The sequence below is a fragment of the Sphingobacterium sp. WM genome, assembly GCF_029542465.1.
Classification (GTDB): domain Bacteria; phylum Bacteroidota; class Bacteroidia; order Sphingobacteriales; family Sphingobacteriaceae; genus Sphingobacterium; species Sphingobacterium cellulitidis.
In genome coordinates this window covers 3203490-3218880 of record NZ_CP120709.1, presented here as the reverse complement: position 1 = coordinate 3218880, position 15391 = coordinate 3203490, and the positions used below count along the sequence as shown (strand labels likewise).

Genomic DNA, 15391 nt, shown 5'->3' with positions numbered 1-15391 from the left:
AATAAATTAAATCAACAATCATTAGATAAAAAAATAACAAAAACTACAAGTAAACACTATTAAACATGGAAAATAATTCAATTAACGAAGGCAAGGAGAACAGTTCTCAAAAGACCTTTATGGAAAAAGTTGGGTCATCCCTAATTGTCAAGATCTTTATCATTTTCTTTTTAATGTTGATCCTATTGATTCCTTTGGGATTAATTGGGGATTTGATTTCGGAGCGTAATACGAGAGAGGAGAGTGTTTCTACAGAGATAGCGAGAAAATGGGGGATGGATCAAGTTGTAGCAAGTCCCATCATTGCTGTACCGTATGAAGTCGTTAGAGAGCGGATGAAAAGTAACGATGATGGTTCGGGTGTTAGTACCTTAGTGACGACTGTTGTCACAGAATATGCATTCTTAATGGCAGACCAAGCACAGATTTCTGCGACAGTTGAGCCCCAACCATTAAAGCGAGGAATTTATCAAGCTATTGTTTATAATTCCAAGATTAATATAAAAGGGAACTTTAGGTCATTTGATTTAAGTAAGTTAAAAGTTGAACCTAATGAATTGAAATGGAATCAGGCTAAATTGATTTTTGGGATACAGGACTTAAAAGGATTATCCGCGAGTCCAACCTTTAAATGGGATGGGAAGAGCATTGAAATGGGGAAGTATGATTTAGAAATTGATTTATTCCCCCAAAATTTAACAGTTGACATCCCATTGGAAGGGAATGAATCCTTGAACAAGCCATTTGAAATAAATTTTGATCTAAAAGGTTCTAAATCTTTGAACTTCTTACCATTGGCAAAAAACACCAAGATCAATGCCTCAGGTAATTGGGCTAACCCAAGTTTTAATGGTAATTTTTTACCAGATGAGCGCGAGGTAAATTCCACATTCAAGGCAAGTTGGAATATTCCAGACTTTAGCAGGAAACAAGCTCAACAATGGACAGGAGAACCTTATAGTATTTATACATATCAAGGGATCGATCTATCGGGTGAAGATGCGCATCCTAGGGATTATGTTGGTCCAGGTATGCCAGAGCCAAGGGTTGCCGGCACTGGCAATCAGCTGACCTCCACCGATTATGATATGGTTCAGGTAAATTTCTTACCACAGGTTGATAACTATCAGAAAACAACCCGAGTGACTAAGTATGGCGCTTTGGTGATCGCGTTGACCTTTGTATCACTTGTTTTCATGGAGATTATCAAAAAACAACGAGTACACATCATTCAATATGTATTAATAGGTTTTGCTATGGTTCTATTCTATGCGTTATTATTGGCAATTTCGGAGCATATTGGATTTAATTTTGCATATTTAATTGCAGCTATCGCAACAATTGTCTTGATTTCATCGTTTATTAAAGCAATTACCAAGGATTTGAAATCAGCCTTGAATTTTGCAGCCATATTAGCCCTATTCTATAGTTTTATTTTCGTACTGCTTCAACTTCGCGACTATTCGTTAATTGTAGGAACCATTGGTTTATTCATCATCTTGGCGGTATTAATGAAAATCTCAACAAAAATTAACTGGTATCAATTTGAAAAGCAATGATAAGGTTAAATAGAACATCAATAAGAATGTATCTCACCAGCATCTGGCTATTATTTTGGAAAGTCAGTCGTGGAAATTAGGTATTGATTTCGATTTGCCTGTCAACTTTAGTAAATTGGCGGGCAAATCGTTTTTAATATGCATAAGATATCATGGATTGGAGCACTCTTATTGATCAATAATATGGTTATTGCACAAGAAGGAAAAGAAGTTCCCCAAAAGGTGGAGCGACCAAAAGTAGAGAATCGAGTTAGACGTTCGGGAAATGTGGAACCTTTGAGTCCTAAAATGCTTTGGGAATTGGGTAGAGTAAGTGGAGAAGGGCTATCAGCAGATGGAACTCAATTAATTTACGGAGTATCGAATTATGAATTCGACGCAAACAAATCGGAGAAGAACCTTTTTGTTATTCCTGTAAAAGGAGGAGTTGCCAAACAATTCACTTCCGAAGCTGGTGGAGAATCTGTTTTAAAGGTTGAGGGAGATGATGTGCTGTATATGTTCAGTGGACAAATCTGGAAGAAAAACCTAAAAGATGGAAACTCTGTACAGTTAACGAATTATGAAGGTGGTTTAGAAAATGTAAAAATTTCACCTGATGGGAAACACATTCTGTTTAGCAAGCAAGTCTTGGTGAAAGATTACCATAGCACTGATAAATATAAGGATTTACCTAAATCAAATGTATATATCTACGATAATTTGGATTATAGACATTGGGATACCTGGAATGATGGCAAATTCAATCATCCATTTGTTGCCAGTTATGAGAATGGGAAAATAGGAGAGGCTAAAGACCTGTTGGGTGCTGAGCCATTTTATTCTCCTACGATGCCATTTGGTGGGGCTGAGGACTTTGCATGGACGCCAGATAGCAAGGCTGTTCTATATGTATGTAAGAAGAAATTTGGGACAGAGTATGCTCAGAGTACCAATACGGATATTTACCGATATGAATTAGCTTCGGGTCAAACCAGTAATCTTACTGAAGGAATGAATGGGTATGACAATAACCCGAATTTCAGTCCGGATGGAAAATTGATGAGCTGGATGAGTATGAAAACTGAAGGCTATGAATCGGATAAAAACGATATCTATATCAGCGAACCATCAACTGGAATCAAATTGAATATGACTGCTCATTGGGATGGTACAATCAATTCCTATACTTGGAGCAAGGATAATAAGAAAATTTACTTTTTAGCACCTACTGAAGGTACAGTTCAGATTTTTGAATTGCTTATTCCTAGTAATCTTAAAAATAGAGCATTGCCAATCATCAATAAGATATCAAATGGTGAATTCGATATCAATGGGATTGTAGGTGAAACTAAGGATGGATTGGTTGTTACTTTATCTAAAATGACTCGTGCAAATGAGGTTTATCATTATGCATTTAAGTCCAAAAAATTAAATCCGATAACGACTGTGAATGATCAATTGTACAGTAAGGTCGCTGATACCAAAGTAGAAAGTAGAGTAACGAAAGCTACCGACGGTGAGGATTTATTTTCATGGGTTATTTATCCCCCTAATTTTGATCCAAGCAAAAAGTATCCAACCCTTTTGTTTTGTCAAGGAGGTCCACAAGGAGCAGTTACTCAATCGTATTCCTTCCGTTGGAACTTTCAATTATTGGCATCGCAAGGCTATATAGTCATTGCACCAAACCGACGTGGTATGCCAGGATGGGGCGTAAAGTGGAATGAGCAAATCTCTAAGGATTGGGGAGGCCAAGCGATCAACGATTATCTATCGGCGATTGATGATCTTTCCAAGGAATCTTATGTTGATAAAGAAAAGATTGGAGCTGTTGGAGCAAGTTATGGAGGATATTCTGTATTTCAATTAGCAGGAGTACATGAAGGAAGGTTTAAATCATTTATCTCCCATTGTGGCTTATTTGATATGAAGTCTTGGTATGGAACTACAGAAGAGTTGTTTTTTGCAAACTATGAATTGGGTGGACCTTATTGGGATAAAGCGAATGAAAAGACCTATACTCAATTCAATCCGAGTACTTTAGTTGAGAAATGGGATACTCCTATTTTGATATTTCAAGGAGGGAAAGATTATAGAGTTCCGATAGGACAAGGTTTAGAGGCCTTCCAAGCTGCTCAAATTAGAGGGGTTAAAAGTAGGCTAGTTTATTTACCAGACGAGAACCATTGGGTTCTTTCGGGCCATAACGCACAAGTGTGGCAACGAGAATTTTTCGGATGGTTAAATGAAACCTTGAATAAATAATAAAAAACTAAAAAAATAAAGAAGCCGATTCAATTGAATCGGCTTTTTGAATGTATAGGAACAAGATTTTATTTTGGGTCTTATATCTTGTTTTACATTCTTTACTTAATAAACAACATTTAAAGAATATCGTCACCTTTCTTCATCAGGTCCAATTTTTCATTGAAATTGAATAATTGACCTTCATCTGCAGATTCAATTGCTTTTTTGATTATTTCAATCCCTTTATCATGCTCCCCGATTTTATAAGTTAGGAGGGCATAATTATAGAGGTGTTGCGAATTGTCGGTTTGCTCAAAAGCATCTTTTGACCAATTCAGCATGTTTTTGATAAAATCGATGTCTGTGAAGTTTTTAGCTAGTACACCCACATATTCCATTTTCATTTTGTTACTGATGGTTCCATCATATTTTTTGATGTAATTTTTCAATGCTGGGATATAATCTTCCATCAGGAAACCATTTTTATAGAAGTTCAACTTGATGAAGTCGAGGATTTCGGTTTTATGTTCGGGGTATTTGGTTGCCAAAGAGTCTTCAAAGACAGACCAGTCTTGTTTATTATTCAGGATATAATATCCCATTGGAGATTTGCGGCCGAGCTTGTTTTCGGCATCTTCAAAATTTATTATTCCTCGGTATAGATCCTCGGCCACTACTTCTCCTAAAAGATTATTTATTTTTTTAGCTTGGTTTAACAAGATTGGAAATCCAGAATCTTTCGAAGAACGCGTTACATCCATGATAACTTTTGCTTCGGCATTAGATTGTACATCTGGGTTCATTGCCAAATAAGCTTGAATAAGTTCTTGTTTATCTTCAGGCTCAGCTTCCATGGAAGCGTTCAATAATAATTTAAGGACCTGGACATCAATTTTATTCTCCTTATATCGTTCTCTCAACGTATAATATTGAGAGTCTGGATCCTGAATTTTCTTCAACAGGTTTAGAAAATTTGGGATATCTCTTTTACCATAAGCTTTGTGAACAATTTCGCCTTGAGGGCTAAAGAATAAATAGCAAGGATAACCATCTACCTCATATTTTTTGGCGAATTCCTTACTTAAGTTCATCCAATCTTTTTTGATTTTATTTGCTTTAGGATCATCATCAAATTGAACCTGAACTGTTACAAAATGTTGGTTGCTATATTCACCAATCTTGCTGTCTGTAAATACCTGTTGTTCCATAATTTTACAAGGAACACACCAAGAGGTATAGCAATCGATCATGATGTATTTGTTTTCAGCCTTAGCTTTGGCTTTAACTTCTTGCCAATTGAGGTTATTATTAAATGAAATTCCTTTTTCTTGGGCACATAATAGAGTAGGGAGTAAGCATAAAAGAAGAATGATCTGTCTCATAAGTTATTGGATTAATTGTTGCAAAGCACGTACGGAAATAGCATTTTTCATGACCATTTGTTGTTTATTATCTGCATTTCCAGAAGAAGGAATGGTTTGGGTTGATGATACGACACCAGCAAGATTTCCATTTTGGGAAAGGATAGGGGCGCCACTTGATCCAACCGCATAATCCGCACTTACAGTCATTCTGTATTGGCGTATTCCGGGCATTCTAGGATTTAACATCAGGCTATTTTTATTGACAATGCCTTCGCTTAGATAATAGTATATATGGTCAGGATGTGAAATTATTAAAACATGTTCTCCAGGAAGTAATACTGGACCCAAAAGATTGACATGACCCCAAAAAGTTGGACGGATTAACAAAATTAAGTTTTTTCTAGCAGAGCTCGGTATTCCACCGGGCTCTTTCCATTTAATCTGTTTTTTATTCTTTTATTGTTGTAATAGTAGAAGTATTCTTTTACTGATTAGATAAACTCGTCGGCTGTCTCAAGGCTTTGTGAGTATAGTAATTCTGTCTTTAAGATTGCAAAAAAGTTTTCGGCCACGGCATTATCTAAACAATTCCCTTTTCTGGACATGCTCTGTATAATACCTTGTTTTTCTAAAGCCTTTCTGTATCCATAATGCTGATATTGCCAGCCTTGATCAGAGTGAAAAATAAGCCCCTTTGTATCTTTAGTTTTATCAAAAGCCTTATTTAACATCTCTTCTATCATCATCATGTTCGGGCTTTTTGAGATACTATAGGAGATTACTTCTCCATTGAACATGTCAAGTATCGGAGATAGGTAGATCTTCTGGCCTTTGATGTTTACCTCAGTAACATCTGTAGCCCATTTCTGATTGGGCGAACTTGCCTTGAAATTCCTTTCCTGTATATTGGGAGCAATTTTACCAACTTCCCCTTTGTATGAGCGATAGCGGACTTTCCTGATTTTACATTTCAGGTCCAATGTTCCCATTAGTCTTTGAACAGTCTTATGGTTTATATGATAATCCAAGTTCTTCATGTCGGCTGTTACCCGTCGATATCCATATCTACCTTTGTGCAGGTGATATATGCGTATGACCTCTTCCTTTTCTTTCTTGTATTTATCTCTACTATTCAGGCGTTTGAGATGATAATAAAATACCTAACGAGCCATCTGTTTACAATCCAATAGAATTGAAATATCATGTTCAGACCTTAGTTCTTCGATGGCTTTTGCCCATTCATGCGTTCGCGGGCTTCTCTTTCCTTGACTAAGGCCGTGACTTTTTTTTATAATGCAATCTCGGCTCGTAAACGAGTGTTCTCCGCCTGGAGCTTCTCTAGTTCTGTTTCAGGCTCATGCTTCTTTGATTTACTCATATCTTTAGGCGGTCCTCCACGATTTTTTTGTTGATGTAATACAGCATACCCATGGACCCGTACCAATTTCACCCAGCTCTCTAAAGCACTCTTGCTTACTCCATACTGTAGAACAACCTGTACTTAAGGTACTTCTTTTTCTAGAATAGTCCTTACAATTTCTTCTTTGAAATCAGCCGTGGCTGGGACATTAGGCTGCTTGAGTAGCCCTCTTTCACCATAAAGATTATACTTCCGAACCCATTCCAATATCATGACTTTGCTGATACGGAGTTCGCGGGATATGCGCAGTATCGACTTCCCGCTTTCCACTTGAGAAACGATTTCTAGTTTCTCCTCAAAGGTGTGATTTGACATAAATAATGAACCCCAAAAGTTTTTGTATAACTTTTGGGGTTCACTTCACACATATTGGAGCCTTTAATATTTTGTCTAAATATTTTTTATTTGGTGTCTTTTTTGCCAAATATGGAGATTTTAAGGTATTTACCTGGGTTTTCTTTAAGATCTTTCACCAATTGATCTAAGTTTTCAGATGCATTAGTTAAATTATTATATAATTTTTCATCATGTATCAATTGGCTCAATGAACCATCTCCAGTATTTATTTTATTGGTGATTTCAAGGACATCTTTCATTGCTTTATTGGCGTTGTCAACCGTTGCTTTGATTTCAGTTTTTGACAGGTCATCAGAAAGAGTATCCAAGTTATTCAAGATGGAATTGATCTTCGCATTATTGTTTTTGAAGTTCATGGTGATAGATTCCATATTGGAAAGGATATTACTCAAGCGATTTTTCTCAGCACCCATCAAACCATCTACATCACCTGTAATTTTTTCAAGGTTTTTCAAGGATACAGAAATACTATGAACGGAGCTTTTGAAATCACGTTGGAAGTTATCATCCAATACGCTGTTTACACCAGAAAGAACTGAATCTAGTTTTACAACTAAATTTTCTATTTTCTTTTGGAGGGGTTCGACTTTCTCCATCAGGTTTGCTTGAACATCTGATAGGAGGGGGTCACCATTTCTGGCCATGGTGGTGCTGTTTCCTAATTCAAAAACGATAGCTTTACTTCCCAAGAGGTCAGCACTTACAATTCGGGCTACCGTATTTGAGGGGATATCATAATCATTTTTGATTTTGAATTCGGTTCTTATTTTACCGTTAGGTTGTAACGTTAGTTTGGATACACGGCCAATTTGAAATCCACTGACAAGAACAGGCTTGGATACGGCAAGACCATCAACATTGTCGTATTCGGTATAAAAAGTATTTTCGCTGCTGAAAACGTTGTTCCCTTTGAGGAAACTGTAACCAATAAATAAAATGGCAATAGCAATACTTGTTAGTGCCCCGACCTTAGTTTCATTAGATATCTTCAAAATTTCCCGATTTAAGTATTTTTACTTTGTTCTTAGCGCCAATTTAATAAAATTTTATTTTTCTATGCTTTTTCTGTAGGTATTTATAGCATTAAATAAATCGGTGACAATTGATTCCTGACCAGCCGATGACATCATGAATCTTTCTTCGTCAGGATTGGAAATAAATCCAATTTCTGTTAATACTGCTGGCATCCCTGCTGTTGCAAGTACTGCCAAAGATTGTTCTTTCACTCCACGGTCAGTACGACTAGAACCAGCAAACTGATCTTGCATATAGGAAGCAAGTCGGATACTTTGCTCTCTAAATTTTCTTTTCATCAAAGAGAATACGATATAGGTTGAAGGATCCTTAGGATCAAAACCACCATAGTTCTCCTTATAGTTTTCCTCCATTAGGATTGATGCGTTTTCACGAATTGCGACATCTTGGTCACCCGTACGGCTAAAACCCAATACTAGGGTTTCAGTACCTTTAGCAGAAGTATTCAAGACACGCTGCGTAACATAACGTCCTCTACTGTTTTTTACTCTTCTACTCGTGGCACCACCAGAATTACAGTGAATAGAGATAAATAAGTCAGCATGATGCTTATTGGCTAGAGCAGGACGCTCATAAAGCTTAGGATAAACATCTGTTTTTCTGGTATAAACAACTTTAATCCCTGGGAATTCCTTTTCGATTTTCTTACCCAGCTTCAACGCCACTTGTAATGCGATATCTTTTTCTTTTGATTGCCGACCAACGGCTCCGGAGTCATGTCCACCATGTCCAGGGTCTAAGACGATAGTTTTTAATTTTCTAGGACTCCCACCTTGATCATTCTGTAAATCTACAGGCTTGAAACTTGCTAAAACTACTACTGATACGCAAGTCAACCCCAGTCCAATCCTCCCAAAAATCGTTTTACTTTTAATCAAATTCTTCAATTTCTCTTTTCGTTTCAATTATCCTAACAAATTCTATTCCTATTGTAAGCCGGAATTCGCTTTATACGATTTTATGGCATCCACAAGGTTACCCACAATCTGGTTTTGTCCTTCATCTGAAACCATGAATTTTTCCTCATCAGGATTAGAGATAAATCCGATTTCAGTTAATACCGCAGGCATTGCAGCAGATGCTAACACGGCAAGTGAAAGTTCCTGAACCCCTCTGTTTTGACGACCTTTTTTTACATACTCATCTTGAATATAAGTTGCAAATCGAATGCTTTTATCGCGATAAGTTCTTTTCATCAAGGAGAAAATAATATAAGTAGAGGGGTCATTAGGGTCGAAACCGCCATAATTCTCTTGATAATTTTCTTCAAATAAAATATCGGCATTTTCACGAACAGCGACTTCCGATTCACCTCTTTGTAAACGATTGAAACCACATACGAATGTTTCAGTACCACTAACGCCAGGATTTCTCACGGTTTGGGTTACATATCGTCCATTCTTTCCTTTCACCCGACGGTCTACATCAGCAGAGTTACAGTGGATAGATATAAATAAATCAGCATGGTTTTTATTTGCAAGAGCTGTCCTTTCATGAAAAGGAACATCGACATCCGTTTCGCGGGTCAGTAAGGCTTTTACACCAGGCATCTCTTTTTCAATTGCTTCTTTCAATCGTTTTCCGACTTGAAGGGTAATATCTTTTTCAACCGATATTCTTCCCCTTGCTCCAGGCAGGTTTCCACCATGTCCAGGATCTATAACGACCAACTTAAATGTTTTATTCTTTTGGGTTTGTTGAGAGGGTTCCGTTTCTTGATTTTTCTTTTCAGTAGATTGAACCATACCGCTTAAGAAAAACAAGGGTAGGAATATAGCTACTAATGAAATAGAATTTTTTATGGATTTATTGAAATTCATAGTTAACGTTATTATTTTAGTCCCGTCAATAGCATAGTTAAAGTAAACTGTTAAATATGATTAACTTTATGAAAAACCTAATCTTTGTTATTGTTTTTTGACTATTTTTGCCAACAAGAGTTTAAAATTAGCACAAAAATAACATTCATATTTCATTTTGAAGGCCTTAAGTTGTTTTTTCCTTTCCTTTCTGTTTTTTTTTATTGGGATGTCTGTGCTTCAGGCACAGGTGGAGAGTAATTCACGCAATCAAAATGTTACAATAGACACCCTACAGCGGGATACTATTCCAACAGATACCAGTAAGAATAATTTCAAGGATGTAAACGGTCAGGATACTGTTCATATGAAGGATCAGGGTGGATTAGAGACTGTAGTAACCATTACAGCGAATGATTCATCATGGAATCAGGTGAGCAAGAATATTTTGCACCTATTCAAAGGGGCCAAGGTGAAATATGAAGGTTTTGAATTAGCTGCAGATTATATTCGCTTAGACCGAAATACCAATGTATTATTTGCTTCCGGTGTGATTGATCATAATGGCAAATACGTAGGTCGACCCGTCGTAATCATGCCTGGGGAATCCCCCATAGCAGTCGATTCCTTAATATATAATTATAAGACTCAGGTTCCAAAAACCTTTGGGGTCATGACGGAAGTTGATGGTGGGTATATCCAGGCGCGGGAAGTTCGAAAGAATATTTATGATGAGATGTCCCTTTATAAAGGGCTGTATTCAACCTGTAATCTTCCATATCCTCATACCCACTTTGGGATTCAAATTACCAAAGGAGTAATCACTCAAAAGCAAATTATCGCAGGACCATCTTATCTTGTCGTTCAAAATATTCCCATCAAGTTTCTAGCAATTCCTTTTGGATTTTTTCCAAAACAGGATAAGAAAAGTTCAGGTTTCTTATTTCCTTCCTTTGGAGAAGATGCCTCTAGAGGATTTGCAATGCGAGATCTTGGATGGTATTTGACTTTTAATGATTATTGGGATTCAGAAATTCGAGGTTCAATTTTTTCCAAAGGAACTTGGGAAGCGAATGTAAGAACACAATATTTAGTGAACTATAAATTCAACGGTAACTTTGCTTTGAATTATGGTTCTTATGTTCAAGGGATTGAAGGGACAGAGAGTTTTGGTCGTTCAAAGGAATTTAGATTTACCTGGAATCACTCCCAACGGCAAGAGGCTAATCCTGGGACTTCATTTTCAGCCTCAGTAAACTTTGGTACTCGGAATGCGTATAGAAGTCAGGCAACCACCAGTGGTTATAATCCAATGCAAGCGGTAAATAACAGTATGCGTTCATCGATTGCCTATGGAAAAGTTTTCGCAGATGGCAAGGTGAATTTCACAGCGAATATGTCACATGATCAGAACCTGACCAATGGCGATATCAATATTGACTTACCAACCATTAGTTTAAACGTTGCTACCTTTAACCCATTTGATTCCAAGGATAGGATAGGGGAACAAAAATGGTATCAAAGAATCACTGTGGGGTATAGCCTACAAGGACAAAATAGGATTGCTACAAAAGACAGTTTGCTATTCCAAAAAGGTTCATTGAATAAATTTACCAACGGTGTTCAACACAATATCCCTGTCAGCTTGAGTTTAAATGTGATGAAGTATTTTCAATTTAATACATCCCTCAATTATACAGAGCGTTGGTATCTTCAGTCCGTTAGAAACCGCTTAGTTAACCGTCCTTATGGATTTGAAAGTATAAGGGATACTGTTCAAGGCTTTAAACGTGCCTACGATTATTCGGTATCTTCAGGTTTATCGACGAAGATTTACGGTAATATGCAGAAGAAGATTGGTAAGATTGAGGCGATGCGTCATACGATTACACCATCCATTAATGTGAATTATCGACCAGATTTCTCAGATGCACGTTATGGTTTTTATCGTGATTTCACGGATGCAAATGGGATTTATAAAAGGTATTCTATTTTTGAAAATGCACTTTATGGTTCTCCTTCCGAAGGTAAATCCTTTGGTATTGGCTTCTCGGTAGATAATAACTTGGAAGCGAAGATTCGAGATGATAAGGATACTACGGGAAAAGGTGTCAAGAAAATACCAATCATCCAAGGGCTTACCTTTAGTGGTAATTATAATGTTGCGGCAGATTCACTGAAACTGTCACCAATTAGTTTTTCAGGAAGAACAGCATTATTTGACAAAAAAATAAATGTGAACTTTAATGGTACCTTCGATCCTTATTCTTACGATAAGTATACTGGTAATCGTATTGATCGTTATGCTATTAAAGACGGGAAATTAGCTAGGCTTACTAATTTTGGTTTATCCTTTGATTACAGTTTAAATCCGAAGGCAAATCAAAACCGGAGTGATAATATTGACTCCTTAAGAAGTGCTATGCCTAATTTGACACCAGAGCAAGCACAAGCATTGGCAAGAATCAGTACCGACCCAAATGCCTTCGTGGATTTTAATATTCCATGGAATTTAGCAGGATCCTTTAGTATGAACTATACTCGTGTTTTCAATCGAGAAAAGCTTGACATGGAAACACGTTTAACCAGTACAGTTAACTTGCATGGAGATTTCAATGTAACTCCTAAGTGGAAAGTTCAATTTAATACAGGGTATGACTTTGTTCAGAAAGAAGCTTCCATGACGCAAATCAGTATCTATAGAGATTTACACTGTTGGGATATGTCAGTAGGTTGGGTTCCATTTGGAACATATAAGAGTTATAATATTACCATACGTGCTAAAGCATCAATATTACAAGATTTAAAATTAACCAAAAGACAGAGTCATTATACCTATTAACGGTTATGTAAACACTATATCTATGAAAGCTGAAATTATTACCATTGGTGATGAAATCTTGCTCGGACAGATTGTGGATACCAATTCTGCTTGGATCGCCCAAGAGCTTTTTGCCCAGCAAATCCAAATTCAACAAATAACATCAATTACTGATCAGGAAAGTCATATTCTAAAGGCATTAGCTGATGCTGGAAGTCGGGCAGATATTATTATCTGTACAGGCGGTTTAGGTCCTACCAAGGATGATGTAACTAAATTCACGGCGGCTAAGTTTTTTAATACTTCCCTGATCCATAATCCAGAGGTGTTGAGTCATGTGCAACAGATCTTTCGCCAATTCGGTCGGACAATGCCTGAAATAAACAAGGGTCAAGCGGAAGTTTTGGCCAATGCAGATGTTCTTTTTAACGATTGGGGAACTGCGCCAGGCATGTGGGTTGAGGACAAAGGAAAGGTTTATGTTTTTCTTCCAGGGGTTCCATTTGAGATGAAGAATTTAATGACCTTCCGAGTGCTACCAAAGCTGAAGGATTATAAAACCGAAGAAAAGGTGGTAAATAAATATATCCTTACAGTAGGAATCGGTGAATCCCATCTTGCAGAACATATCGCAGATATTGAAGATCAGTTTCCGAGCCATATTCACTTAGCCTATCTTCCAAAGATTGGATTGGTAAGGCTGCGGTTGACAGCGGTAGGAAATGATTTGAACTCCTTGGAATTTGAAGCAGAGCAGTGGAAAGAAAAGTTGGTTTCGCGGATTGGAGGAGCAGTTGTTGCCACTGAAGATGTGAGTTTTGAGGAGGTTATCGTGAAATCATTTTCAGATTCCCAATTAACACTGTCCACTGCTGAGAGCTGTACAGGGGGGAATATTGCCAGATTAATAACTGAGATTCCTGGATCGAGTAAAATGTTCCAAGGTGGAATTGTGGCCTATGCAAATGAGGTTAAAGAGCATATCCTAGGTGTTGAGAAGGAAACCTTGATTCAGCATGGCGCCGTTAGTGAGGAAACAGTAGTTCAAATGGCTAAAGGAGTACAACAAAGATTAAATACGGATTATGCTATAGCAACCAGTGGTATTGCAGGTCCAGATGGAGGAACTGATGAAAAGCCAGTAGGTACTGTTTGGGTTGCAATTGCAGGCAAAAATGATGTAAAAACTAAGCTGTTTCATTTTCATCATGACCGCTTAATCAACATAGAAAGGACTACTGCTCAGGCATTACTCATGCTCTGGAACTTATTTCAACAAGAAACAAAGAATTAACAGAACGATATTTTGTTTACAATGTAGGATAAAATATTTAATTTTGTTCACTTGTCAAGTAAGTATTAATATTTAACTTAGTAATCTAACAATCGAAATAAAAATAGATGGCTATATATAAACTTTTGTTACCTAAAATGGGGGAGAGTGTTTCCGAAGCGACGCTTACCAAATGGGTAAAGCAGGTTGGGGAACGAATTGAAGAAGATGATGCGGTAGTAGAACTTGCTACCGATAAGGTCGATTCTGAAGTTCCATCGCCAGTATCTGGAGTTCTAAAAGAAAGATTGTTTGAGGAAAATCAAGTAGTTCAGGTTGGGGATGTAATTGCATTAATTGAGGTTGAAGGTCCTGAAGTTGAGGAACAAGAAAAACCTACTATCCAACAAGAAGAAAAAGTCGAACCTGTTGTTGAACAAGAAATTCCTGCTGAAGATCAGGATGGAAAAATTGAGGATACAGCAGTTATCGAAGAAGCTGAAATTCCGGGGATGGATCAAATCCAGGAAAAACCTATTCAAGTAGAATCAAATCATCAAGAAATCCATTCTGGCATTCGTTTCTATTCTCCATTGGTTAGAAATATCGCGCAACAAGAAGGAATATCACAACAGGAATTGGACAGTATTCCAGGCACTGGTGGTGAAGGAAGAGTAACTAAGAAAGATGTTTTAAACTACCTTCAAAAAAATAAAGGAATTGAAATTCCAAAACCTAGTCAACCGATAATAGAAGAAGTATCCCAGCCCCTTGTTCAAGAGGTTAAAACTCCAGCAGCGCAAGTTGTAAAGACTAGTACAGGGGATTCGGAAATCATTGAGATGGACCGCATGAGAAGGCTGATAGCTGATCATATGGTTAATAGTGTAAAAACATCACCACATGTATTCTCAGTTGTTGAAGCTGATGTTACAAATTTGGTGAATTGGAGAAACAAGGTTAAGGATGGCTATAAAAAATCCGAAGGAGAGAATATTACTTTTACCCCTTTGTTTATCGAGGCAATTGCCAAAGCTATTAAGGACTTTCCGATGATTAATGTCTCTGTAGATGGATACAATATCATTCGTAAGAAAAATATCAATATTGGAATGGCCACAGCATTGCCATCCGGCAACTTAATTGTTCCGGTAATAAAAAATGTGGATCAATTAAGTTTAACAGGAATTTCAAGATCGGTTAATGATTTGGCAACGCGTTCCAGAGGGAACAAATTAAAGCCAGATGATACCCAAGGAGGTACATTTACCTTTACTAATATAGGGGCATTTGGAAATATTTTTGGAATGCCAATTATTAATCAGCCGCAAGCGGCAATCCTGGCTGTTGGGACCATTAAAAAGAAGCCAGCAGTATTGGAAACTGAGTTTGGAGATGTCATCGCTGTTCGTCATATGATGTATATTTCCATGTCTTATGACCATCGAGTTATTGATGGCGCACTAGGCGGACAATTTATTCGTCGAGTAGCTGATTATTTAGAGAATTGGGACTCTGAGCGAGTTATCTAAAA

11 protein-coding genes and 1 pseudogene are annotated in these 15391 nt (G+C 37.3%); 5 read left to right on the top strand and 7 right to left on the bottom strand.

Translation table 11 applies throughout. The annotated features are described in order from the left end of the window. Positions 1-65: 65 nt before the first annotated feature. Both creD and PZ892_RS13690 read left to right on the top strand, forming a co-directional pair. On the top strand, positions 66-1559 hold the full coding sequence (creD, locus tag PZ892_RS13695; RefSeq protein WP_094256222.1) for a cell envelope integrity protein CreD: 1494 nt from the start codon (positions 66-68) through the stop codon (positions 1557-1559). A 138-nt stretch (positions 1560-1697) separates the two neighbouring features. Beyond that, complete coding sequence (locus PZ892_RS13690; RefSeq protein ID WP_094279875.1) at positions 1698-3806, top strand: S9 family peptidase; 2109 nt, start codon at positions 1698-1700, stop codon at positions 3804-3806. A 119-nt stretch (positions 3807-3925) separates the two neighbouring features. Here the strand turns inward: PZ892_RS13690 and PZ892_RS13685 are convergent, their stop codons facing one another. From PZ892_RS13685 to PZ892_RS13655, 7 genes and pseudogenes are all read right to left on the bottom strand, one after another. Then, positions 3926-5170, bottom strand: a complete 1245-nt coding sequence (locus PZ892_RS13685) for a DUF255 domain-containing protein (RefSeq protein ID WP_182499652.1) — start codon at positions 5168-5170, stop codon at positions 3926-3928. Between the two features lie 3 nt (positions 5171-5173). Continuing rightward, a complete protein-coding gene (locus tag PZ892_RS13680; protein ID WP_141202058.1) occupies positions 5174-5398 on the bottom strand; it encodes a trypsin-like peptidase domain-containing protein in 225 nt (74 codons plus the stop codon). 245 nt (positions 5399-5643) lie between these two features. Beyond that, a pseudogene (locus PZ892_RS13675) lies at positions 5644-6297 on the bottom strand (IS3 family transposase); the annotation flags it as partial. A gap of 356 nt (positions 6298-6653) precedes the next feature. After that, positions 6654-6887 carry a helix-turn-helix domain-containing protein gene (locus PZ892_RS13670; RefSeq protein ID WP_094279877.1) on the bottom strand — a complete coding sequence of 78 codons (234 nt, stop codon included), beginning with the start codon at positions 6885-6887 and terminating at the stop codon, positions 6654-6656. Positions 6888-6973: 86 nt separating this feature from the next. Further along, positions 6974-7921, bottom strand: coding sequence for an MlaD family protein (locus tag PZ892_RS13665; protein WP_094256217.1), 948 nt, complete (start codon positions 7919-7921; stop codon positions 6974-6976). Positions 7922-7975: 54 nt separating this feature from the next. Next, positions 7976-8842, bottom strand: a complete 867-nt coding sequence (locus PZ892_RS13660; protein WP_277711440.1) for an N-acetylmuramoyl-L-alanine amidase — start codon at positions 8840-8842, stop codon at positions 7976-7978. A 48-nt stretch (positions 8843-8890) separates the two neighbouring features. Further along, positions 8891-9784, bottom strand: a complete 894-nt coding sequence (locus tag PZ892_RS13655) for an N-acetylmuramoyl-L-alanine amidase (protein WP_094256216.1) — start codon at positions 9782-9784, stop codon at positions 8891-8893. 208 nt (positions 9785-9992) lie between these two features. On the opposite strand from PZ892_RS13655, the gene PZ892_RS13650 reads away from it, so the two are divergent. The 3 genes from PZ892_RS13650 (at position 9993) to PZ892_RS13640 (ending at position 15389) form a co-directional block, all read left to right on the top strand. Further along, positions 9993-12605, top strand: a complete 2613-nt coding sequence (locus tag PZ892_RS13650; protein ID WP_094256215.1) for a putative LPS assembly protein LptD — start codon at positions 9993-9995, stop codon at positions 12603-12605. 22 nt (positions 12606-12627) lie between these two features. Continuing rightward, the gene (locus PZ892_RS13645; RefSeq protein ID WP_094256214.1) at positions 12628-13878 is read left to right on the top strand and encodes a competence/damage-inducible protein A; all 1251 of its coding nucleotides are present in this window, start codon (positions 12628-12630) and stop codon (positions 13876-13878) included. 107 nt (positions 13879-13985) lie between these two features. Next, positions 13986-15389, top strand: a complete 1404-nt coding sequence (locus PZ892_RS13640; RefSeq protein ID WP_094256213.1) for a dihydrolipoamide acetyltransferase family protein — start codon at positions 13986-13988, stop codon at positions 15387-15389. The last annotated feature ends 2 nt before the right edge of the window (positions 15390-15391 follow it).